The sequence below is a fragment of the Aliarcobacter butzleri genome, from assembly GCF_900187115.1.
Lineage (GTDB): Bacteria > Campylobacterota > Campylobacteria > Campylobacterales > Arcobacteraceae > Aliarcobacter > Aliarcobacter butzleri.
This window is the reverse complement of record NZ_LT906455.1, coordinates 928,733-954,696: the sequence shown is the minus strand read 5'-3', so window position 1 is coordinate 954,696 and position 25,964 is coordinate 928,733. Positions and strand designations below refer to the sequence as shown.

General features: G+C 26.3%; 19 protein-coding genes. 1 reads left to right on the top strand and 18 read right to left on the bottom strand.

Features of this window, described 5'->3' with window-relative positions; translation table 11 throughout:
- Positions 1-13: 13 nt before the first annotated feature.
- The 18 genes from CKV87_RS04750 to CKV87_RS04665 all read right to left on the bottom strand — a co-directional run bounded on the left by CKV87_RS04750 (position 14) and on the right by CKV87_RS04665 (position 24,588).
- Positions 14-574, bottom strand: coding sequence for a hypothetical protein (locus CKV87_RS04750; protein WP_012012671.1), 561 nt, complete (start codon positions 572-574; stop codon positions 14-16).
- Between the two features lie 75 nt (positions 575-649).
- Positions 650-1,306, bottom strand: coding sequence for a hypothetical protein (locus tag CKV87_RS04745; RefSeq protein WP_012012670.1), 657 nt, complete (start codon positions 1,304-1,306; stop codon positions 650-652).
- An 18-nt stretch (positions 1,307-1,324) separates the two neighbouring features.
- On the bottom strand, positions 1,325-2,041 hold the full coding sequence (locus tag CKV87_RS04740) for a hypothetical protein (protein WP_012012669.1): 717 nt from the start codon (positions 2,039-2,041) through the stop codon (positions 1,325-1,327).
- Positions 2,042-2,043: 2 nt separating this feature from the next.
- Positions 2,044-2,292, bottom strand: coding sequence for a hypothetical protein (locus CKV87_RS04735; RefSeq protein WP_012012668.1), 249 nt, complete (start codon positions 2,290-2,292; stop codon positions 2,044-2,046).
- Between the two features lie 35 nt (positions 2,293-2,327).
- Positions 2,328-3,056 carry a hypothetical protein gene (locus CKV87_RS04730; protein ID WP_012012667.1) on the bottom strand — a complete coding sequence of 243 codons (729 nt, stop codon included), beginning with the start codon at positions 3,054-3,056 and terminating at the stop codon, positions 2,328-2,330.
- Position 3,057: 1 nt separating this feature from the next.
- Positions 3,058-5,436, bottom strand: coding sequence for a hemagglutinin repeat-containing protein (locus tag CKV87_RS04725; RefSeq protein WP_012012666.1), 2,379 nt, complete (start codon positions 5,434-5,436; stop codon positions 3,058-3,060).
- Between the two features lies 1 nt (position 5,437).
- Complete coding sequence (locus tag CKV87_RS04720) at positions 5,438-6,220, bottom strand: hypothetical protein (RefSeq protein ID WP_012012665.1); 783 nt, start codon at positions 6,218-6,220, stop codon at positions 5,438-5,440.
- A gap of 21 nt (positions 6,221-6,241) precedes the next feature.
- Entirely contained in the window at positions 6,242-7,126 is an 885-nt protein-coding gene (locus tag CKV87_RS04715) for a hypothetical protein (RefSeq protein ID WP_041644916.1), read from the bottom strand.
- Complete coding sequence (locus tag CKV87_RS04710) at positions 7,123-16,224, bottom strand: two-partner secretion domain-containing protein (protein ID WP_012012663.1); 9,102 nt, start codon at positions 16,222-16,224, stop codon at positions 7,123-7,125. Before CKV87_RS04710 ends, CKV87_RS04715 begins: the two co-directional genes overlap by 4 nt.
- Positions 16,225-16,235: 11 nt before the next feature.
- Entirely contained in the window at positions 16,236-17,864 is a 1,629-nt protein-coding gene (locus CKV87_RS04705; protein WP_012012662.1) for a ShlB/FhaC/HecB family hemolysin secretion/activation protein, read from the bottom strand.
- A 100-nt stretch (positions 17,865-17,964) separates the two neighbouring features.
- Positions 17,965-18,615 carry an energy-coupling factor ABC transporter ATP-binding protein gene (locus CKV87_RS04700; RefSeq protein WP_012012661.1) on the bottom strand — a complete coding sequence of 217 codons (651 nt, stop codon included), beginning with the start codon at positions 18,613-18,615 and terminating at the stop codon, positions 17,965-17,967.
- Positions 18,612-19,256: an energy-coupling factor transporter transmembrane component T family protein gene (locus CKV87_RS04695; RefSeq protein WP_012012660.1), complete on the bottom strand. Its 645-nt coding sequence runs from the start codon at positions 19,254-19,256 to the stop codon at positions 18,612-18,614. The genes CKV87_RS04700 and CKV87_RS04695 overlap by 4 nt, the downstream gene beginning before the upstream one ends.
- Positions 19,253-19,729: a hypothetical protein gene (locus tag CKV87_RS04690; RefSeq protein WP_012012659.1), complete on the bottom strand. Its 477-nt coding sequence runs from the start codon at positions 19,727-19,729 to the stop codon at positions 19,253-19,255. Before CKV87_RS04690 ends, CKV87_RS04695 begins: the two co-directional genes overlap by 4 nt.
- Positions 19,726-20,328 (bottom strand): cobalt transporter CbiM, encoded by a 603-nt coding sequence (gene cbiM, locus CKV87_RS04685; protein ID WP_012012658.1) that lies wholly within the window; start codon positions 20,326-20,328, stop codon positions 19,726-19,728. The genes CKV87_RS04690 and cbiM overlap by 4 nt, the downstream gene beginning before the upstream one ends.
- A gap of 1 nt (position 20,329) precedes the next feature.
- Positions 20,330-21,055: a DUF4198 domain-containing protein gene (locus CKV87_RS04680; protein ID WP_012012657.1), complete on the bottom strand. Its 726-nt coding sequence runs from the start codon at positions 21,053-21,055 to the stop codon at positions 20,330-20,332.
- 97 nt (positions 21,056-21,152) lie between these two features.
- Positions 21,153-22,400 (bottom strand): L-lactate MFS transporter, encoded by a 1,248-nt coding sequence (locus tag CKV87_RS04675; RefSeq protein WP_012012656.1) that lies wholly within the window; start codon positions 22,398-22,400, stop codon positions 21,153-21,155.
- A 39-nt stretch (positions 22,401-22,439) separates the two neighbouring features.
- Entirely contained in the window at positions 22,440-23,354 is a 915-nt protein-coding gene (locus CKV87_RS04670; protein ID WP_012012655.1) for a class I SAM-dependent methyltransferase, read from the bottom strand.
- Positions 23,355-23,400: 46 nt separating this feature from the next.
- On the bottom strand, positions 23,401-24,588 hold the full coding sequence (locus CKV87_RS04665; RefSeq protein ID WP_004509116.1) for an acyltransferase family protein: 1,188 nt from the start codon (positions 24,586-24,588) through the stop codon (positions 23,401-23,403).
- Between the two features lie 184 nt (positions 24,589-24,772).
- Here CKV87_RS04665 and CKV87_RS04660 point away from each other — a divergent pair, with 184 nt between their 5' ends.
- Complete coding sequence (locus CKV87_RS04660; RefSeq protein WP_012012654.1) at positions 24,773-25,963, top strand: FecR family protein; 1,191 nt, start codon at positions 24,773-24,775, stop codon at positions 25,961-25,963.
- Position 25,964 lies beyond the last annotated feature (1 nt).

Below are 25,964 nucleotides of genomic sequence, written 5' to 3'. Positions count from 1 at the left end.
GAATGAATAAATGTTATTTTCCAACTTCTGATAATTCTCTTACTATTACAAAAGCTATCATATCAATATCGATTGGTTCATCTTCTGCATCCCATTGAAATGCTGCAATTTCTAAATTTACAGCAATATCTTTTGCATAACTATATTTTGTTGTTGATAAAGGTACACTATAAGATACTAATAATTTTTGATTACTATCCAAAATATCAATAGAATAATAAAAATAAGGTTTATTTAGAGCATTTCCTCCATAATTATATCTTCTTTCATAATTCATATTTATCTTTACTTTATAACTATTTTCAGCACTACCTAACAGATTTTTCTCTTTTAATTTTTGATTAATAAACTGAACAAAAGAGCTTTTTAATTCTTCTTCATTTTTAAAAGTTTTATTTTCTATATTATATCCATGCCCATGAGTCAATTTTAGATTAAACTCTTCTATTACAAACTTTGATTCACCTTTTTTTATTGGAGTTGGTTCAACTTTATAGTTATAAATAGAGCCACACCCTACAAAAAATGTTACTAAAAAAGCAACAACAATATAACTTAAAACTTTCATTTTCATATTCTTTCCTTTAAATTTTGATTTCTGAGTATATTACCTCATCAGATAGATTTTTATTTAGTATTTGATTTATACTTAAATTTTGCATCCTTTTGCATTTCCAAAAATATTACTCGATAAACATAAAACTACAAATGCAGTAACCAAAATTGCTACTCCACCAGCAAATACAATGGTGTCTCCCGTAACTGTTAAAGGAGTTAAAGCTATTTTTGAAGCTGTTGAGTATTCATCTTCTTTTACAATAACATCTATTTTAATATTATGTTTCATTGACAATTTCTCTACTACTTGATTAACTTTTAAATCAGATAAATATCTTGTCCCTTCTAATGTTATACTCATTTTTATTTTCTCATTATTTTCAACATATTTTCCATTATTCTTTAAAGCCCAATCGATAATTTCTTGTTTCATATTTTTTGTATAAATATAAATTGAGAAATAAGCATAAATTTTATTATCTCTTATTTCATACACTCTATTATTACTATCAAAAATTATATTTTCATTTTTATTATCATATAAATATACAAATTTCTCATTTGGTTCAAAAATATAATGATATTTTTCTCCTATAAATATTAATGATTTATTCTGTGGATTCATCATAAAAGCATCTATTGTCTCAGAATAAGATACTCTTTTCACATCTTTTGAATTCCATAGCTTACTTGTACATCCAGATAAGATTAATATCATTGATAATATTAAAGTAATTGTTTTTTTCATTTTCTTTCCTTTTTAAATTTATTCATCCCAACCGTCTTTTATATACAAACTATCAAGCATTCTTTTTGCTCTTTCTTGCAAATCTTCATAGGTATAATCTTTTATTAAATCTAATGTCTCTTTGGAAAAGTTTGGAGAGTCACTATATGGTGATTTGCTATATGTTAAAGTAATTACTACACCTTTAGCCATTGTTCTTTTTCTATTAAACTGATGACAATCATAAGTTTTAGATATTTCATTCTTTCTATTATCTTTTGTTTCTTTTACGATACAAATATAATTTTCTTTACCTTGTGTTTCATAATGAACATTAATATTTCCTTCTATATCATATTTTTTATTTATTCTATTTTTCATATTAGCTTTAAGATATGATTCATCTTTATACTCTACTGCTCTCTCTTTATATTTATAAATAAATGTTGATACATAAATATGATACAAAACACCATAATTATCTAGATATATTCCCATATTTTTATTATAAGAAGTTGCACCTTCCCAACCATTCATTAAAGTAAAATCTTTTTCTTTTGCACTTGGCAAAGCAATTGTATAATCTGGCATATCAAACACATAATCTCTCATTGTCTCTACATTTGCTATTTTAAAAAAGCTTGGTGGTTTATTTCCACTTGAGGCTACAAATAGATTTTCTACACTGTTTTCTAAACTTTTTGGTGAACATCCATTTAAAATAAAAGCTATTATAAATAAAAATATATATTTCATTGTTATTTTCCTTTTGTATTTATTAATGTTTGGTTATTTGATATTTGAGATGATGGTAATAAATTTTGATTAACATGAGGTAGTTGTGTACTATAATAATTTGTAAGTTTAGTTTCTCCTCTTGCATCATTTTTATTAGAATAATAATACATAGTAGGCGTGCTATTACTATTTCCACAACCAATAACACATACATATCCTGAGTGTGGTGATGAGTTTTTTAAATCTTCTGGATTTTTTCCTTTAAACATTGTTTTTGCTCCTCTTTTTTCCTCGTATAATAAATTTATTGATATTTTGGAGCATCCTCTGGAAAATCTTCATCACTAGCTACAAAGCTATCTAAACTTCTTTGACTTCTTTTTAGCATATCTTCAAATGAGTATTCAACTAACAATTCTGGATTATCTGCATTTGCTTTATCTATATCTACCGAGATTATTATCTCATAATATTTTAACTTACCTGTTTTTGAATAACTATATAATTTATATTCTCTTAAATATTTATCTACATCCATATATTTTGTTTTAGTAGTTATTTCTATTGCTAAATATTTATTTACATTTGAATATTTTGCAGAAATTATTCCTTTTTTCTTCCAATATTCATTATTTAAATATCTATTTTCTAAATACTCTTTATTTCTCTTTTCCATAGCTTCTTTTTCAACTAATATTTGCTCTTTATATCCTGCCGTTATAGTCTTTCCAAATATTAAACTATCTTTAAATGTATAATTCTCTCCTGAACGTGTTTGTATTTCGAGGCTATAATTTATCCACACACTTCTATCTTTTTTGTGATCCAGTCCTGTATATATAGAAACTAAATTATCATAATAATTCATTCTTGTCCACTTCTCATCTTTTATTGGAGTTGGTTGCATAATTGTAAAATGTTCATGTTTTACTATTGGATTATTAGCATCTATTTTTTCAAAAGTATGTGAAACTCTTGGGGCACACCCCACAAATAAAAAAACTATTCCAAATATTAATACTATTCTTTTCATCTTATTTCCCTTTTTGTGGATATTTTGCAAAGTCTTTATTTAGGTTTCTTTCTATATAAAAGTTTTCTAGTTTTATTTCTTTACCATCCAAATTTATATAATACTTAGTATCTGGCGTAACCATACTATCCCCACAACCTATTACACAAACATATCCTGAGTGTGGTGATGAGTTTTTTAAATCTTCTGGATTTTTTCCTTTAAACATTGTTTTTGCTCCTCTTTCAAACCAAACATAAAAACTCTCTCCTTCACTCTTACTTGAGCTATTTATCCCTGCTCCATTTCCACCTAAAAAAATACTAATTGAACCTACTGGATCTCCTGGATTTACTGATGAACGGAAGTAATCTGATACTTTTATATCAGTATTTGTGTACACAGATGAATTTAAATATAGTTGTCTAACTAAACTTGATGAATCATCACTATTTACAGGAGAACCATAAAACCCTACTTTTAATGTTGTATCTTTTTTATCTTTTAATATATTTTGTAAATCAGATTTTGCATTTAACATTGCTGCATAAGTTAGTAATGAACCTTGTGAATGCGCATCTACTATTAGATTACCATTTGTTGCTTGTGCCAAATTTACCAAATAATCTGATGTTTGTCTTGCACTTCCTGTTAACAAATAACTTTGTCCTAATGTATTTACAAAAATTTTATCTTGTCCACTTTCCATTAAATCTCCTAAGAGTCCATGAGTTTGATTATAATTTATAAATATTACACTTGTATTTCCTGTCTGTTCTTTTGAGTTTTCAAATGAATCTTTTGTATCATTCATTATCCCATTTGTAAACATATGAGTTATTTTACTAGCTTGTTCTTGAGTTAAGTATATTTTACTATCATTAAAATCACTTAATTTTTGTTCTTTCTTTATTGCTTCTTCATCTTTTAGAATAACAACTGTTTTATTCGGATCTGTTACATATTTTCCATCTTCGGTTGGGTATATATCTTCTGGATTTATTCCCATATTTAATAAATCTTGTTTATTTGCTGTTTTTATTATTCCTCTATTATCACCAAAAAATTGAGTAGCTATTTGTGTTACATATCCACCAGCATTTCCAACTGTTGGTATTATTCCCAACCCATAATCTGTTGTTGCATCTAAAGCTTTACCTATTGTTTTATCAAATATATTTCCATTTCCATCTTTATCTAGTTTCATTGATGATGGAAGATTTTGTATTATTTCATTTCTTACATTCAATCCTAAATCTTTTGCATCTTGTGTCCATTTAGCTATTGTTTGGTTTGGGTCTAATGCTTTATTTATTGAGGTATTACTTAGGTATATATCTATATTTTTACTCTCATCTTTTGTGATAACTTGTGATTTATTTACATCTCTATTTACATCTTTTATATCACTATTTGTAGTTATAGTTCCTTCTCCTATTGTTGCATAATTTATTTGCTCTTTATTTGAGCTATTTAATCCAAGTTCCATTTTCCCTTGTGCCTCTTTTTTTGAATTATCAACACCTACACTTAGGTTAAAAGATTTATTTTTATCTTTATCATAGATATTTTCACTTGTCAATGTTTTTGTTGTTAGGTTTAGATTTTTATTATCTACAAAGTTTCCATTCTTATCATAGTCTCCACTTGCTATTACTGAACCTTTTAAGTGCGTATTATTTCCTACATTTACATTTACCTTATCTCCTGTTATGGAGCTTAAAACTGTTTGTTTATTTTGAGTAACACCATTATTTACTGAAAATCCTGCGTTTGTCGAAGATTGTTTTCCTACATCAAGGCTTGGTGTTCTATGTCCTTCTTTTCCTCCACTTCCAAATCCTATTCCAGCGTTTACATTAAACCCTTTTGAGTTTGAAGAGTATTCATCTCTTAAAGATTCTAATACTAGGTTATTTCCTACATTTAAGTTCAATGTATCATTTGCTCTTACATTTGCTCCTTGGAACACTGCATCATTTTTTACATTTATATTTACATTATTTCCACTTAATTGAGAGTTATTATTTAAAAAGCTATCACTTGAAGAGTTACTTTTTCCATATCCTAATCCTGCGGTTCCACCTCCGCCTCCATACATTGTAAATGCTATACTTCCATTTATACTTTCGCTATCATTTTTACTTGTATAGTTATCTTGGCTTGCTTTTACATTTAGGTTATTTGTATTTATATACAAATTCTCATCTGCTATTACATTTGAACCTACTACATTTGTATTTGTACTCAATTTCTCATCTGTATTTATATAGATATTTTTTCCGTTTAGGTTTGATGCGTTTGATTTATTAGAAAAGTAAAAACCATTTATTAAATTACCAAATACCAAAGTATTTGATAATAAAAATATGACTATTGGTTTATATAGGTTTTTACTCAAATTATTTATTATTAGATTTAATTTTTTCTATAAAATATTTTATTTTATTATATAAAAAGCTATTCTTAAGTTTAAAAATATTTTCGTGAATAATCAATATTTCTTTGATATTAATATCATCAAATTTTCTACTTTCTTTTAAAGCTTTTTCAAGTCGTTGTTCTCTTTTTTTCCAATTTCTATTTGAATCATAATCAAGTAGTAACATAAATATAAATACCATAACAATAATAAATAATAAAAATATTCCTATTGCAAAAAATATTTCTTTAATATTAGAGAACTCTACTATATCTAAATTACTATTATTTGGTGTACTAAAACTTATTTCTGGTATTTCATTTCCTTCAAATATAAATCTAGCTAGATAATATTTATCATCTCCTGTTTGCTTAAAGACTTTAATATTTACCTTATATATCCTATCATTTACTTTTTCAATTTCTGAAATACCTACACTTGATGGTAAATTTGAAGGATTAAAAAACTCTTTATTTATAATATTTGGAATAGCTTTTTTAAATTCAAAAAATATCTCAACATTTTCAATCTCTCTCTTTGTTCTATTAAAAAATCCAACTTGATACATACTAATCTGTTCTATCTTATTATCTTTATAAAGTAAAGTAAAATCTTTAAATACTTCATTGGATATATTCAAATATTGCTCTTTTTTACTATCTTTATATTCTAATTCATTACTATTAGATTTATCACTTATATATAAAGAAAATATCATTGAAATTATCGTTACAATTACACCAGTTATTATTTGCTTGAACATAATCTTTTCTCCCTTTTAATTTTATTTACATTCCCACTTTTCATTTTTAACATTTTTTTTACTACATTTTCTATTAATCTCTTTTCCTTCACATAGTATATAACCATTTGTATATTTACAATTAAATGTTAAATCTTTTGCTTTTGATTCTGCTTCAATATCATATTTTTTATCATATAAAAGTTCATCTTTTTGCATTCGTTCTATATCAATATCATAAATCTCTAAGGAGTCAAGAACTTCTTTCATATCCATTTTAAACTGTTTTTCTATATCTAACAGTTTGTATTTTGCTAAACTTGGATTATCAGAACCATCAAACTTTGTACCATCAAATGTAATATTCATACTTGCAGTAATATGAATATATTTCTTATTCCCTTGTTTATCATAATATGGACATCTTACATTATAATTTTTTCTACCTACCCCATCTGCAATATTATTAGACATTACACTTTCCATACATTTTAATTTACCTACAAAATTTATATATTTTTTTGAGTAATTTACTCTTCTTTCTAAATGATTTGACATCTCCCCATCATCTAAATATCTATTTGTAAACTCTTTATCAAAAATTTTATTTTTATCCTTATCTAAAAGGATCTTTAAATCCTTTACATAACTATATTTCTCTTCATCACCATCAATTATTCTAACAACAGATAAAGTAATATTTTCTTTCATCATATTTGGAATTGTTCTAAAAAGAAAAATAGTATAATCACTAAAAATTCTTTCTTTATAAGTTTCAAATGGAGTTTTAGGATATGAACTAGGAGCTAATATATATATATATGGAAAAGGTACTTTTGCATTTGGTTGTAAAAGTATAGTATCTGCTTTTCTTATACAACCAACAAATAAAAAACTTATTAAAATTATCATTACTATATTTTTCATTTTTTGTACCCACACTTTACATTAGTTCCAAAATCTTGGCAAATATATGTGCTATGTGGAGAACTATTTGTAAATAGTTTACCTGCATTTAATATATTTAATCTATCTAAAATATCTGCTTGTCCATTATTTCCTTTATTTCCACCCAAAGATTCTCCTACAAAATCTCCACTTTTCGTATAAGCACCTGAATATTCATATCCCATTTTATTTATTAATTTTTCCATATCTTTTCCATTCATTGGTGAACCAAATGATACAAATGTTTTAGTATCATCTATTTCATTACCCATAGGCTTCAACCCTGTTGTTGTTTGTATATAAATTATACCATTGTACACTATTGCATTTGCTTGTGAGTGCATTGCAAAGTTACTTCCATCACTTCCTCTTGCTGATATTGTATCATATACAAATCCTCCTGTTTGTTTTGCTATTCCTGTTGTACCTATTCCACTTTTATCCACAAATGACTCAAATACATCTCCTAAAAATCCATAAGATGGATTATAATTTACATTTAATTCTACTGGTGAACTATTAGTATTTATTTGTCCAGTTTGTTGCAGTCCATTTTTTATAGCTTCTCCTACATTATTCATCATTCCATTTATTGAATTTTGATAAGTTACTGTATCTTTTGTAACAATAATTGGCTCTTTCGAAACATATAAATTCTGTTTATCAAAAAGCTTTTTATCTTCATCAGATAAAGATTTATAATAACTACTATCTTCAAATCTTATATAATCTTGTTCGTTATATTTAGTTGATTCTTTATTTACTACTTGTAAAATTTTATGTTGAGAATCATCTACACCAGTTAATACTGGTATTTGAGCTAAAATACCACCGTTATTTTCATTTGAAGGAACAATCCCTAAAGTTAGATATTTTGTTAAACCATTCCAGATTTCACCCACTGTTGCTTCAATAGGATTATCACTATTTGCATCAGGTAAAGTTCCAGCAATAATATACATATTTTTATTCATATCCTCATACTCTTTTTTAATCTGCTCTCTTCCCTCAACAGTTAGCAATCTTGTATCCAAAGTTGCATCTACTTTTGTTCCTGTTGAACTTGAGTATAAATCTTTATTTACAGCTGTTGTATCTCTATTTAATCTATCTAATTCATCTGAATTCTCTACATCTTTTACTGTTACATTTCCTTGCCCTAAAGTTGCTAAAGTTTTACTTGCATTTGCACTTAAAGAGTTTTCAGCTTGATATCCTACACTTGAAATACCTTTTTGTTGTGGTTTCTCTTTTTGATTCTCTACTTTTTTATTTTCAAGGTTATAGTTTACATTTGCTCCTAAAGATTTACTTGAAGAGTAATTTGAGTTTGATAGGTTTCCAAATGTTAGGGTATTTGTAATAAAGTTTAGGTTTTTATCATCTTGGAATACACCATTTTCATCATAGTTTCCACTTGCAAGAAGTGAACCTTTTAGGTGTGTATTATTTCCTACATTTACATTTACCTTATCTCCTGTTATGGAGCTTAAAACTGTTTGTTTATTTTGAGTAACACCATTATTTACTGAAAATCCTGCATTTGTCGAAGATTGTTTTCCAACATCAAGGCTTGGTGTTCTATGTCCTTCTTTTCCTCCACTTCCAAATCCTATTCCAGCGTTTACATTAAACCCTTTTGAGTTTGAAGAGTATTCATCTCTTAAAGATTCTAATACTAGGTTATTTCCTACATTTAAGTTCAATGTATCATTTGCTCTTACATTTGCTCCTTGGAACACTGCATCATTTTTTACATTTATATTTACATTATTTCCACTTAATTGAGAGTTATTATTTAAAAAGCTATCACTTGAAGAGTTACTTTTTCCATATCCTAATCCTGCGGTTCCACCTCCGCCTCCATACATTGTAAATGCTATACTTCCATTTATACTTTCGCTATCATTTTTACTTGTATAGTTATCTTGGCTTGCTTTTACATTTAGGTTATTTGTATTTATATACAAATTCTCATCTGCTATTACATTTGAACCTACTACATTTGTATTTGTACTCAATTTCTCATCTGTATTTATATAGATATTTTTTCCGTTTAGGTTTGATGCATTTGAGGTTTGGTTATTTATATTTTGTTTTGATTTTTCGCCATTTACATCTAAAGATATTCCAGCACTAAAACCTAAAGTTCCACTTGAAGCATAAGCTGTTCCTGCTTGAGTTGCTATTGCTGCTGTTTTACTAGCTAAATCTGCCGTTGCTGCTGCAATAGCTGCTACATAGTATTTTTCTTGTGATTTTAGATTATCTATAAAATCACTCAAATCTTCTATATCTTCATAATCAATCCCTACTTCTTTAGCTTTATATCTTTGTTTTAAATCACTTAGAGTACTTTCTAGTTTTTTTACTTCACCTTTGTATTTACTATAATCATCTTTTGTCTGTTTTAGTTGCTCTGCACTCTTTACTGCACTTTTTACAGCTTGTGCTGTTTCTACATATTCATTTTGTACTGTTACATTTACACTTGCTTTTGCATGTTTTTCTTTTATATCTTCGTTATAAGTATCTGTTGTATTTAAGATATTTATATCTCCAACTTTTGAGTTTAGTACTAGGTTTTCACCTGCTTTTAGATTACTTCCTTGGACATTTATATCTGTTAAGCTATCTAAAACTAGGTTTTCTTTTGCTTTTAGATTTGATGAGTTATTTTTTGTAGTTTGTGAAGCTTTATCTACCTCATCATAAGTTAAACTTCCAACTTCAAATTTTACTTTTGTTTCTCCTGAGAACATATTTTTTGTATTTTGAACTATACCTTTTATAGGGTCTGATAATCCTAGTTTTATCTCTTTATCTAAAGAAGTTGCATTTTGTACATCTTGACTTGAAAGGATATTTATCTCTCCTGTATCTGCTTTTATACCTATATTATTTGCTTCGAGATTTGAGCCTGCTATCGTTGTACTTCCACTATCTATGAGGATATCTTTATTTGCATTTAGCTTACTTGCAACACTAGAAGAGCTTAGTTTATCATTTTTATGGATTTCACTTGAGTAAATAGTTGTATCTACTGGTACTACTAAAGATGTTAATCCTGCTAAATTAAAACTAGATTTTTTATGTACTTCTTGTGTTTTTAGATATTCACTTTGAGATGCTATTAACACATCATTTAGTGCTTTTAGTTGTATATCTGCCCCACTATTTATCTCACTAGCAAGAATATTTATATCTTTTCCAGAAGTTAATACTACATTTGAAGCTTCAGTTTTAATTAGTGCACTATTTAGTTTTAAAGCATCCGTTGAACTTATATCTAAGCTTTTTTTCAATCCTCCCCAAGATGATTTACTTTTTTCATGAAGTTCACCTTCTCTATACTCTTTTGCTACTATGTTAAGATTTCCATCTTTTGCATTTACGATGATGTTATCTTGTGCTTTTAGTTTGGCTGCTTGTAGATTTACATCATTGTTTGCATTTATTAGTATATCATTTGCATTTAGTTCTGCTGAATTTACACTCTCTTTATATACCATATCTCTTTTTGTTGTTTTACTAAATGTCCCTTTTTTTGTACTTTGTTTATCTCTATAATATACATTATTTAAAGCTTCTATATTTATATCATTTTGGGCATTTAGGTTTATTTGATTTGTTGCATTTAGTTTACTTGCTTCTAGGTTTATATCCTTTCCACTTTGCATAATGATATTGTTTGCATCTATATTTGATGTTTGATATTTTATATCTTGTGCTTTTTCAAACCCTCCACTAAGTTTTGCATTATAAGCATGCTCTTCTTTTATTGCATTTAAGTTTATGTCACCTACTTGTGTTTGTAATAAGATACTTTCTTTCGCTCCTAAATTTGCTCCTATATTAGTTATATCATTCTTTGCTTGGATTACTAGATTTCCATTTGTTGCTTCTATAGAGCTTGTTTTTCCTACATTTGTATATGTTGTACTATCACCTTTTGAACCTATTGTTTTTGTTTTAAAATATGTCTCATTTATAACACTTCCATTTAAAGATGCTATTTGAATATCACTTGCTTTTATCAATCCTCCATTTTTATTTATAAAATCATCATTTGATATAAGTGTTGCTTTTCCACCAGAAAGTATTACACCAGAATTATTTGTAATACTATTTGCATTTAGATTTAAATAATCATTTGTTTTTATAGTTCCACTATTTACTAAATTATCTTTTATTTCTAAATCTATATTTTTTGCAGATATTACTGCTCCTTGAGATTTATTATAATCTTTTGCTAAATATACTACTGGTACAAGCACAGTTTGTCCATTTACAACTTTTTCTTCCATCCATACTATATCTTCTGTAAGATTCACTAATTGTTGTTTTGAAAGTGGCTTTCCAAGTTCTAACCCCAAAACTCCACTAAGATTTACCGCATTTTCCATAAGTGATACAAACTGCGTATTTTCACTTGTATAATCTTGACTTAAAAATCTTTGTCCAGTTTGTTTAAATATAGCATCACTTACAAGTTTTGTTTCATAAGCTGCATCACCTAACCTTTTCATAGTTTTATCACCTTGAAAACTCATCTTTTCTAAAAAATATGAACTTCCTATAAAGTTTGAATAGTTTGTATATAAGGGATTTGATTCTACTAGATAATCTAAGTTTTTATTTGGATTTACTGTTGTGAATGTAGAATATTTATTTGTTGGTAAAATATAGTTTTCATCTATTGAATTTAAGACTATTTTATCTAGTACTTTATTTTCTATTTTTATAGTTGATTCTTCTATTTTTTCACTATCTTTTATTTTTATTTCATCAGAATTTAATACTTTATTTTCTACTTTTATAGTTGAAGTATTTTTTTCTTCTATATTTTTACTCTCTACTGTTTTTTTATCTGTTTGAATATTTGCTGTTTTTAAGCTTGTATTTGTTGTTGGAGAATAGATATTTACAAGAGGAATTTCACTTTCAACAACTGTTCCATTTATTAAATTTTTTGTCACTCCTTTTATACTTCCACCTGCTAAAATTGTTCCTCCGAGTTCAACTTTTTGAGTAGTTGTATAAGTACCATAATCATAATCACCTAGTACTTTTCCTCCTGTACTTTTTAATATCGTATTTCCTCTTCTTAAAGTACCCTTTTGTTTAGAACCATAAATACAAATTCCTGAATCAGAACATTCTATTAAATAAGCTTGAGAAGATTCATAATCTCTAAAAGCTTCTTTTTCATGGTAAGTTTTAAAAGAGATATTTGTAGTATATGTACTACCATAATAGTTAGTTATATTGTCTGTGTTAAAATTGATATCTTTTACTGCACTAATTGTACTTATTTGATTATTTATATTTTTAGCATTTAGATTTAAATTTTGACCAGAATTTATCAAAGATGCTTTATAAAGTGGATTATCATATTGTATTTTTTTATCCATTGAAACTTCAACTGTAGCATAATGAAAAGAAAATGGTTCTCTTGCTAAGTCTATTAATAGTGAAAATTCTGAATCAAGTGCATAAAGGTTGATGTCCTGTCCACGTGTTATAAAGAAGTTATTGATAATACCATTTGCTCCTTTATTTGGATAAGATTTCCCTTCTTCAAAGTATATACTATCCGTAACTTTTGATGATTTCAAAAATGCATCATCAGTATAGTCTAAAATTCTTCTATTTGTAAGAGTATCTGCCCAAATATTTATATCACCATTTTGAGTTTCAATAATAGCTGATTTATTTGTAATATTATTAGTATAATTATGATTAATGTCTTTTGCTATAGCAATATTATTTTTTGCATAAATTCTTGCATAGTCTAATCCAGTTACATAACTATTATTTGTTTCATTTAATAGGCTATTTTTGACATATAGATTTATATTATCATTTGAATAAATAGTATTGTAGTTTGTAAGATTATTTGCTTCTATATTCATATTTGAAGTTTTATTTTCACTATTTGCAGATGCAATTCCAGCATAATTTATCAAATCGTCTACTTTTATATTCATATCATATAAAGAAGTGATAAATCCATAGTTTGTTAAAAGTTTTGTATTTAAGTTTGTGATTGCTCCTCTTATGCCAAATATTGGTTCATTTGAATCATTATTTAATATATAATTTGTAGCATTTAAACTTAAAATATTTTTTGAAGATAATAAAGCATTATTTACTATAAAATCATTTGTATTAATAGTAAGTTTTCCATTTGAAATAATCTGAGCATTATTTACTAAAGATTTTGTATTCAAACTAAAATTATTATTTGCTAAAAAACTATTTGATTTATCTAAAGTTAGATTTTCATCTATAGTTAGACTTAAGTTATTAGCACTAAAGTTATTGTTCAAAAATACTATACTTTTATCTGTAGTTAATAATAAATCATTTAGAGCAGAAAACAGTGATTTTTTTGCATTTAAAGTTGTTGTTGATACATCTATATTGTTATTTACATCCAAAGATGAGTTTTCTACTGCTAAAGTTTGAAGTTTTTGATTAGTTCCTTTTTTAATATTTATATCTTTAGAAGCTAAAGTTGTATTGTATAAATTTAAATTCGATGTAGTTAAGTTTATATCTCCTTGTTTATATCCATTTTGATATATAGAATCTATAAATACCACACTTTGAAACTTACTATTTTTTAAATCAATATTTGAAGAGTCTATATTTATATTATTATTTGCTTGAGTAAAAAAATAATTTGAGATAAGTTTTTTTGTATTTATTAAAATATCATTAGTTGAATATAAAATATTTTTATTTTGGCTTGTTCCATCAAAATATATTTCATCTGCACTTATATTTAAGTTATTTCCAACTATTGTATTATCTTTTAAGTTTAAACTATTTTTTGAGTTTAAACTTAGATTATTTTTAATATTTAAATATGAATCTTCCAAAATAAAATTATCTGTTTCTATGTCCGAATTTCCATTTGTTGCTACTATATTTGAATTTTTTGCTTCAAAATTATTCGCTTTTATATCTATATTTGAAGCTTGAATATTTGAATTATCTCCTTGGAAATTAAATATATCCAATACTAGTTTTTTACCTGATTGCAATTTCCCTTTTATGTTATTGAAAAATCCATCTTTTGAAGAATTTATTGTTAGATTTTCATTTGTTGTTATTACACCATTTTCATTATCTATATCTTTTGATGCAATATTTATATCTTTTACTGCTTGGATATTTCCGTCTTTATTCTTTAAATTACTTGATTGTATATTTATGTTACTTGAAGCATTTACTATTGATTTATTTAATTCCAAAGAGTTTGTATCAAAAGATATATTTCCATCTTGACTTAATATTTTTGAGTTGTTCAATTTTGCTTGATTTGAAGTAATATTTATATCTTTTAAACTTGCTATTTGTAAAGAATTATCCAAATTTAAAATATTTGAGTTTATGTCTAAATTTCCATTTATTGCCACTATATTTAAACTTTTTGCTTCAAAATTATTTGCTTTTATATCTATATTTGAAGCTTGTAATTTCGAGTTATCACCTTGGAAATTAGAACTATTTAATAGTAAGTTTTTATTTGTTGCTATCTTACCATCTTGATTATCTATATCTTTTGATGTGATATTTATATCTTCTAAAGCTTGAATATTACCTTGTGTATTTTTCAAATAAGTTGTATTTATATCTAAATATTTTGAAGCACTTAGTATTGATTTTTCTAATTCTAAAGAATTTGTATCAAAAGACATATTACCTTTTTGACTTACTATCTTTGTATTATTTAATTTCGCTTCATTTGATTTTATATTTACATTATCTAAGGCACCAATTTGCAAAGAATTATCTAAATCTAAATTGTTTACTTTTATATCTAAGTTTCCATTAGTTGCTACAATATTTGAACTATTGGCTTCAAAATCATTTGCTTTTATATCTATATTTGAAGCTTGAATAGTTGAGTTATTTCCTTTAAAATCAAATACATCTAATTCTAAATTGTTATTTGAAGATATTGTTCCCTTTGAATTATCTATAATTTTTGAAGTAATAGTTATATCTTTTACTGCTTGAATATTTGCATCTTTGTTTTCTATGTTATTTGCTTTTAAATCTATATTTGTTTTTGAAGCGATAACATCTTCATTTTTTATACTATTTTTAGCCTCTATATTTACATTATTTCCATAAATTGTTTTAGTATTTATATCACTTGAATCTGATTTTATATCTATACTTTTTTCAGAGATTACTTTATCTAAAACTATTTTCCCATCGGCACTTAGTTTAAAATCATCTTGAGCAGATATTTCAATAGGAAGATTTACTCCTACACCTTTTTGTGTTCCAACTAAACTTATTTTATTTGCATAAATCCCACCTAAAGCAGAAGAATCTATCGATAAAGTTGGTTTTTCATCAACTGAATTTTCTATATTTGTTATAGTTCCATCTTTTGAAATACTATTTTGTCCAGTAACTACATCTAAATCTTGTGCATGAATTTTGGCATTTAGTTTTACAGTTTGAGCATATAGTTCAGCTTTATTTACATTTGATAAGTTTAATCCTTCACCATCAACATCTATTTGTCCTTGTCTTACATCAAAACTATCTATTTCGCCATTTTTTATATTTGGATTTCCTGTTGTAATAGTTGCTCTTGAAGTATTGATAAATCCTGCACCATTTATATATATACCATTTGGATTTGCTACAACTACATTTGCCCTATCTCCTGCAACTTCAGTAAAGCCTTTTAGTTCACTTTTATTTTTACTTGTAACTTCATTTAAAATTGTTTTTGCTGTACCATTTTTTAGATTTTGATTTCCATAGATATAACCTGAAAGTTGAGTATTTACTTCTCTTTTATTTGAGTTATTTAAAATTAAGCCTTCTTTATTTACATTATAATCGCTAAATTTATTATGAGAAAGACCTTTTTGATTTGGTGCTACTATATTTACTATTGGAACTCCATTTCTAGCACTTTCTAAATTTGCTTGATTTGAGCTTGGAGCAGTTTTATCAACAGTTAAACCACCTGCTATTAAAGATTGTTGAGCTACTAATAAACAACTTATTTTAATTGAGATTATTCTTTTTATAATTTTCATTTTATTTCCTATTAATAGTTATATACAAGATTTGCACCAAAGAATTTTGAGTTCTCATCTTCAATAATCTTTGCTTCTCTTAAAGGCATCATATAAAATAGTTCTAAATTGAAGTTTTTCCAATAAAACTTACTTCCTACAGAAGAACCAACTATTTTCCCACTAATATTATTTTCATCTTTTACTACATATCCATAATCTAAACCAATATATGGTGCAAGTGTGATATCTTCTATTTGATATTTTACAGAGACATCATTTCTTACATAAAATCCTCTATTACCAGATAATCCTTCATCTTCAAAACCTCTAACACTATAAACTCCTCCCATATAAAGTTCATCACTTCCTGATAATCTATCTTTTGAGTGTTGACCTCTAAGATATAGATTATATTTTAAGTCATTTTCAGTATCGAAGTATTTTGTAAATCCTAAATCTATTAAGTATTTTGTATAATACTTTTTTTGATTAGCCATATCATCTTGCTCTGCTGCAACTCCTTTTTGAGCTAAAAATTTACTATAGTATTCAAAACTGTTATTTATAAAACTGTGTTTAAATCCAAAATCTAAAGATGAAGAAGAATAACTTTGTAAATCAAGTCTTGTGTCATTTAAAAAGTTTCTTGTCTCTTTTTTTTCATAATTTAAAAGTAAATCAAAACTATGATTTAAAGATTGAAATAAGTTATAAGAACTATTTACGCCAAAAGATTCATTTGCTCCATTTGAACGAAAGTCATTTGAGAATTCATCAAAATTTATCTGTTTATAGTTTGAATAGTTGTAATAAAAGTCAAATAAAAATCTCTCAAGTGGTAAAGAGTAGTTTATAGATGTTCCTAAAGTTCTATCATTATTTTTTAAAGCACGATTTGTAGAGTTTAGATTTAGACTTAAAATATCATTTATACCTAAAAGATTTTCATAATTGAAGTTATTATATATCTGATATTTTCCAGTTTTTTCTCTACCAAAATTATTTATTCCTACATTTCCATAATAGGGTTTATACTCACTTTTATTTGTGATTTTAACTATTGTATAACCTACTTGTGAAGCTGGAAGTAACTGAATATCTAAGTTTTGAGATTGTAGTCTTTGTGCTTGTTTTACAATAACTTCTATATCTTTTATATTTAATATCTTATTTTTATAGTTTGGATATAAATTTAAAACATTTATATCTTCACTTTCAATATCTTCAATTTTTCCTTCAAGTACAAAAATATCAATCTTTCCAGCACTTAAATCTTGGACTTTAAAGTATGCTCTACTTGTAACATAACCTTTGTCTATATATCTATTTGAGATTTTATCTCTTAAATTTGATAAATTTTTCATACCATTACATTTATTTAGATATGGTTGTATCAAATCTTGAAAATCATCCTCTTTAAAAACAGTTGCATCTAAAATATTTATAGCAGAGATATTTATACAAGTTTCCTCTTTTATATCTTCATCTATATTTAAAAGATTTGTTTCAAAACTTTTATTATTTATCTGTTTATCACTCTTTTGCTGTTCAAATATCTGTTTTTCTTGTAAATCTTTGATTTGTCTATTTATAATCTCATTTGGATTAGCTGCAAATAAGTAATTTATAAATATTATTAATAAAAATAAATTTTTCATGTTCCCCACTACTAATATAAATTTATTTAATGATTTTTTGTATTATAAAGTTAAGAAAAAATAATACTAGTATTATTGTTAATTTAAAGTTAGAAGTAGCTTATAAATGATTTAAATTATTATTTTCAAGTTTATAAATAGTAGGAGCAAGTTTTTCTATAAAAGATTTATGATGAGAGATGATAATCATAGATTTTTTTTGTGAGTTTAAAATATCTATTATTTTATTTTGAGTTTGTTCATCTAAAGCATTTGTAGGTTCATCTAAAAGCAAGATTTTTGGATTTTTTATAAGTATTCCAGCAAGTGCAACTATCTTTTGCTCACCTCCACTTAACTCGTAAATAACCCTATTTTCTAAGTGTAAAATATCTAGATTTTTTAATATTTCTAAAGCTTTTGTTCTTGCTTCATCTTTGCAAGTTCCTAAAGTTCTTAAGCTAAACATCACATCCTCAATAACAGTTGGACATAAAAAAAAGCTACTAATATCTTGAGGTAAATAGCCAACTTCAAAACGAAACTTTTTATAATCATTTTTTGATTTTATAGGATTGTGAAAAAGTTCTAAAGTTCCATCAAAACAGTTTTCAATTCCTGCGATGATTTTTAAAAGTGTACTTTTGCCAACTCCATTTGAGCCTATGATTGCTATTTTTTCTTCGTGTCCTACATTTAGATTTATATTTTCAAATAAAATAGTATTTTCATTTTTATATGAAACATTTTTAAGTGTGATTGAACAACTCATAAAAAAACCTTTAAAATCAAAGTAAATATTGTAATAAATAGTAAAACATAGTCATATTTTGACAAAGAAAAATCACTATTTAGATAAATCTCTCCATTAAAACCTCTTAAATCAAAACTATCTTTTAGATTTTGTGCTTTTTGCATAGATTTTATAAAAAGTAAGCCCAAAATATTACCATAAGTTTGATAGGTAAAAAGGCTAGTTTTATTACTAAAATTTCTCGAAACCAAAGATATTTTGATATTTTTGAACTCATTTTGAAGTTCTATTATCATCTTCCAAGTAAAATAAAATGCTGAAATAAATCTTTTTGGAAATTTAAGAAAAAAGAATCCTCTTATAATATCCAAACCTTTTGAGTCAAAAAACAGCAATAAGTTAAAAAAAATGATGATATTTGTTCGTAAATAGATATTTATAGCTTCATAAAAATCAGCTTGAAACCAAACAAAAATAAAAATTGTAAAAATAAATAGATTTAAAAATAGTAGCTTTTTTAAAACCTCTAAAGAGTTAGAAAAATTAACAGCTACTAAAAAAATTATAGGTAATAAAAAATATATATTAAAGTTAGAAAAACTAGCACCTAAAGTAAAAATAAAAGCACAAATAAGTGAAATAGCAGGATTAAATCTCAACGTTTAACTCTTTTTAGAAAAATAAAAATTAATGCTATTAAAATAAGCCCAAAAATAACTTTAAAAATCTCAAAATAGTTTAATTGTTCTTCTAAAACTTTAATATGATTTTTTAGTTGTCTATTCTCTTCTTGAAGTTTATTCATTTCATCATTGCTATTAACTTCAACTTTTTCATCTTTTATAGTCTCTTTTACCTCTTTTGAGACAATATGCCCTGCTCCTGCATCAACTACAACAGTAAGTTCTTCAATATTTGTTTTGTAATTGTACTCACCGTTTTCATTTAAAACATCAGAAAAAACAAGATTTCCATCTTTATCTTTTATCTCAAACTTACAGTTTATACAACCTTTTGCATTTGCAAAATATGAATTGATAAATAGATTTCCATTTTCATAATCTAAAAATAGATTTATTTTATGTGCAAATAGAAAAATAGGAATGATTGATATTAATAAAAACTTCTTCATAAACTTGTTTCCTTTAAAAGTTTTGGCATACTTTTTTTAATATAAAGTAGTAAAAACATAGTAACTAAACCTTCTAAAATCATAGTAGGAATATTTACTGCAATTATAGAATAAGCAACAGCTAGATATTCATCTTTTGAAAAAACTAAAACAGTAAATAAAAGTAAACTTGAGATAAAAACTCCTAAAAATCCAACTAAAAAGAATTTAACTTTTTCATTTAATTTTTTTAAAATTTCTAGTTTAAATATCAAATATACTAAATACGCTGGAAGTGCCATAACTAAAATATTTGCTCCAAGAGAGCTAATTCCTCCAAAACCTAAAAGTAAAGCTTGAAGTATCAAAGCAATAGCAATACTAATAAAAGCTAAACTTCCTAAAAAAATACCAATAAAACCTATAAGCATAAGATGTATTTGAGTGACTCCAAAAGGAATATGAATAAATGAAGTTACGAAAAACAAAGCACTCATTGAAGCAACTAAAGCTATTTTTTCATTTGTTAAGTTTTTAAATGAGTAAACGCAAAAAGCTAAAGTAACAACTGCACTAACAGTTGCTACTTCAATACTGATTATTCCATCGCTTATATGCATTTTAGTATGCTTTTATCCAAAGTAATGCACCATTTTCAATTGGATATTTTTTACCTTCAAAATCTTTTTCACCCTCTTCAATTAGTGCTGCAAATCCCCACCAACCTTTATGATTCATAACAAATGAAAAAACTCCATTATCATCAGTTTTTACAACTTGTGTTATATGAGCTTCGCTTGGAGCTTTTAGTCCAAATTCATTATATAATTCAACTTCCACTTCTACATTTGATGCAGGTTTTCCATCATGTAAAACTTTTCCTTGAAAAAGATTTCCAGAATATAAAGCAAAAGGTTTTACCATAGGAATAATCTCATATTTTAAACCTAATGGTTCATCCCAACCATCTTCAACTCCAAAAGCACTAACTATTATTTTTGGAACATGAGAAATATATTTTTCCTCTGCTGGTTCAAAATATGGTTGTGGTTGAACAAAGAACTTATAAACACCTGGTTTTTTAATCTCATAATTTGTAGCCCAAGCTTTATGATCAAACTTTTTTGTTTGTGTTAATGGTAAAGCATTTTTTGTTGATTCTAAATAAATACCAACTGGTTTTTCCATAGTCATACCAGTTTGTTCAAATGGATGAATAAACATAGCATCTATTTTGATATTTGCATCTTTTTTATCATTTACATTATCTGTACTTGAAATTGTTGTTAAAAAGTGTGCATTTGCAATAGCAGCAGCAACAAAAAAAGAAAATATTGTCTTTTTCATAGTGTTATCCTTATATAAAAATTGCTTCAGATTATATTTATAAGGCTTTTATATAAATATAAAAATTGACAATTCTTATATACTTTTGGAACAACTTTTAGTGTTTATTTGCTTTTTTTCTTTTTATTGACTTAATATTTATAATCATTGCTATTGAAACAATAAATGCAATTATAAAAAATCCTGCAAAAACATAAAGCGTTTCAGAATAACTTCCAGTTCTATCTTTTACTATTGAAATAATAAGTGGTCCAACAAGACCAGCTGCCGCCCAAGCTGTTAAAATATAACCATGAATTGCTCCAAGCTCTTTTGTACCAAAAATATCACCAATATATGCAGGAATTGAAGCAAATCCTCCACCATAACAAGTCATTATAAAATATAAAACAACTTGAAATACTACGATTTCAGTAATCGATGGTAACATATAAAAAGCTACTATTTGAGTAGCAAAAAATACTACATAAACAACAGGACGAGTTATATAATCACTTATTGCTGCCCAAACAAGTCTTCCTGCACCGTTAAAAATTCCCATTAAACCAACAGCTGCAGCTGCTGCAATAGCAGATATTCCTAAAACTTCTTGTAAAAGTGGAGAGGCAACCCCAATAATAGCAATACCACAAGTAATATTTATAAATAGCATCACCCAAAGACCATAAAATCTTGGTGTTTTAATAGCTTGTGCTAAAGATAGATTTTCTAAATCCTCTTTTAGTTTTTTCTTACCCTCTTTGATTTTTTGTTCAAATCTTTTAGGTAAATACTCATCATGTGGTTTTTCTAAATAAAGTGCCGATGAAAACATAACTACAAAATAAATAGCACCTAAAATAAAAAATGTTCCAGCTATTCCAACTGCTTCAATTAAGATTTTGATTGCTGGTCCCCAAACAGCAGAAGCAAATCCAAATCCCATAATAGCAAGTCCAGTTGCCATACCTCTTTTATCTGGAAACCATTTTACAAGTGTTGAAACTGGTGAAATATATCCAATTCCTAAACCACAACCACCCAATACTCCATAAAAGAAGTATAAAAGCATTTTTGATTCCATCATTATTGCAAGTCCAGAACCCATAGTTCCTAAACCAAAAAGTGAAGCTGCGATGATTGCTGAAACTCTTGGACCATTTTTTTCAACAAATTTTCCCATAAGTGCAGCACTAAGTCCTAAAAAGAAAATAGCAATACTAAATGCAATAGTAACATCTGTTAAATCCCATTGCATTTGAGTTTGGATTGGTTTTACATAAACGCTCCAAGCATAAACAGAACCTATACAAATATGAACACCTACAGCACTTAATGCCATAAGCCAACGATTTTTTTCTATCATTTTGTCTCCCTAAAATAAAGCTAAGATTTTAACTAAAAATTAATTAGAGTTCTGTTTTTTAAATATAAGATTCTTTAATGATTTTTCTTCATTATTTGTAATAAACTCGTTTAAGTTTTCTAGTCTTTTTTCAAATTTAAAAGTAGGAGCAAACTCTTCAAATTTCTGTTTTATAAAATCACTATCAAGTTCAGGAGCATTTAAACACGATAAAACTATACAATTTTCGCTTGCAAGTTCAAGAAGTTTTTTTATGATTTTTTCATAATCTTTTGTTGCTGCAAAACTTCCTTTTTGAAAAGATGGAGGATCAATTATGATAATATCATAAGGTCCTTCTTTTTTTATTCTATTCCATGATTTTAAGATATCATAAGGCATAAATTTTACTTTTTTAGTATCAAGATTATTTATGTGATGATTTTCTCTTCCAGTTGTTAAAGCACCTTTTGCCATATCTACATTTACAACTTGTTTTGCTTTTGCATTTATTGCAACAACAGAAAAAGCACAAGTATAAGAAAAAAGATTTAGAACATTTTTATCATTACAAATAGAACTTATATATTCGCGCCCTATTTTCATATCTAAAAAGATTCCGATGTTTTTATTGAAAAAGTTAATTTTATATTTTAATCCATTTTCAACCACAATATAAAAAGGAGGAATTTCTCCAATAATAGCTTCATTTAATTCATCTTTTTTATATTTTTTTTGCACAATAAATGTTTTATAGTTATAAGCATTTGCAATATCTTTTAAAGCTTTTATTATTTCATTTTCATCGCTACTTTCTTCAAAAAAAGTAGCAAATAAAATCTCATTTAAACTATCAACTGTTAAATAATTAAAATCTTCGTAGAAATTGCCACGTCCGTGAAAAACTCTTTTGATTTCAAATGTTTTATTTTCAAGATTATTTTGTATAAGTTTTTTTAAGTTTTCTATTTTCATATCTTATAAGAAAAAAAGCAAGCTATAAAAGCTTACTTTTTAAAATTTATTTTGCTATTTTATCAACCCAAGCACTAATTGGTTTAACAATTTTATTTAATAACATACTTACTAAAATAAATGCAACTAACCAACAAATTACAGCAGCCCAAGATGGTAAATAATCAAAGAAGAAATCATATCTTCCAATTAAAGGCCAGTGGATTAAATATACTTCGTAAGAATAAACTCCATAAATTGCTAAAAATTTATTATCAACTTTTTTAAGTACAAAAATCACAATAAATGCCATCATAATAACTAATGACATTAATTGTTCAACATAGAAACCTTTTACAAAAATTGCAGTTAATGTTGGCCAAGAATTTGCAGTTGTATTTTGAGATACATAATAAACAACTACAAACATTAAAGCGATGATTAAATATCTTACTAATCCAACTTTTTTTAGTCTAAACTCTTTTATAAAAGTAACAAACTTGTTTTCTTCACCCTCTTTTACTTGAAGTAACCAAGCAGCGATTATTCCCATAGGAAACGCTAAAGTGTGTAATCTATGAAGCCAATTATCTCCTAAATCTCCTGGATTAAATGTTCCAATAATTGTAGCAATAACAGCTAATATAAGAGCTGTTAACCATGGTTTATCTTTGAAAAATACAATTGGGAATAATAAATAAAACATTATCATCCATGTAATATACCAAAATGGTGAGTTAACATCTCCAAAACCTAATGCAGTTGGGAAAAAACCTAACATTGATCTAAATATATAAAGAGCAATTGAACCACCTTCACCTGTTGTAGTTAAAGATGTAGCCATATAATACTCTTTTAAGAATATTGCATCTGCTGCAAAAATGATGATTAAAGCTACCCAAAATGGAATAAAGATTTTTATTACTCTTTTTTTATAAAAATCAAGAGTTTTCATAGGTCTTTTAAGCATTCCAACACTCAGTCCATATCCTGACATAAATAAGAATAAATCAACACCAACCCCAGCTATAATCGACAGAGGGAATAAAAAATCTGCATTTGTAACTTTCATATATGCAAAGTGTGCAAATACAACTGTTAATATTCCTAAACCTTTTAACTCATTTGTAACTGATATTGGAAAAACATCTGTATGTTGAGATTTCTTAAAAGTAAGAAATAAAACTAGTAATACAACTGCAATAACTATATTTGTAGATAATATCGTATCATCCGTAAGAGTAATTGGACCCATTAGTTACGCAACCTCCCTATTATTTTTTTTTAAATCGGGCGGATTATAGCCTAAAATCGATTACAATTTAATAAGAAAAATAATTTTTATATATTTAATAATATCTTAAGATTATTAAAAAATTATTTTGATATTATTTTAAGTAATTTTTATTATTATAATAATAAAACAAGGGGATAAAATTATGTTAAAAATATTTACATTACTACTTTTATTTGCTTCTTTTTTGTTTGCAAATATAGGAATAGTTTCTTTAGTAGAAGGTAAAGCTACCATTTTAAGAAATGGGCAAACTCTTGGTGCAAACATCGGAGATAAAGTAGAGAATAAAGATGTTATTTCTACACAAGTAAACTCAAAAATAAAAATTACTTTTATAGATAATACTATTGTTACAATAGGTAAAGAATCTAGTTTAAATATTGAAGAATATATTTTTAATACCTCAACAAAAGAAGCTAAAACAGAATTAAATGTTCTAAAAGGAGCTTTTCATACAATAACTGGAGAAATTGGAAAAGTTAATCCAGATAAGTTTAAACTAAAAACAAAATCAGCATCTATTGGTATTAGAGGAACTGAATTTTATGGTGATGAAAATAGGATAGTTTGTACACAAGGAAGAATTATAGTATTATCAAATAGTGTTTCTGTAGATGTTCCTTCAGGAAACTATATAAACATTTTTGCAAACCAAAGACCTTCTGTGCCATTACCTCTTGAAAATAGTACTTTAGACAATATAATTGAAAGATTAAATACAAATAACCAAAGTAGTAATAACGGTGTTGATAACTTCAATAATGTTCCAAGTTCTCCTTTAGCTTTAGAAGGCTCAACTTTAAGAACTTTAGACAACCTTGATAATCAAAATTCTTGGGGAAACTGGAATGAAAACTTACAATCATTACAAGATGATAAAAATAATGCAATTTTGAATAATTCAATACAAAATGGAATTAATTCAACTGATAATAATCCTGCTGTTGCAATAACAGATTCTTCTTATGTTCAAAGTTTAATGGATTCAGCAAATTCTATTCAACTATCTTTTTCAGGTACTATTTCTTCTACGGAGTTAAATCCTGGTGAAACTATTGATCCTAGTAGCTTTATTTCTCTTGATATTTATTTAGGAGGAGGTAGTAATTCTGTAGCTGGAAATTATAACTTTAGTACAAATCAATTAAGGAATTATAGTGGTACTTTTGTAAACAGCACTGTCGATAAAGATGGATTTTTTGCTTCAGATTCTAGTGATTCTTTTATAGAAGGAAAGTATTATGGGCAAAATATTAGTAGTGTTGGAGGTATAATAAAAATGCAATACCCAGGAGGAATAACAACAAATGGTACATTCTCTGCAACAAGGTAAT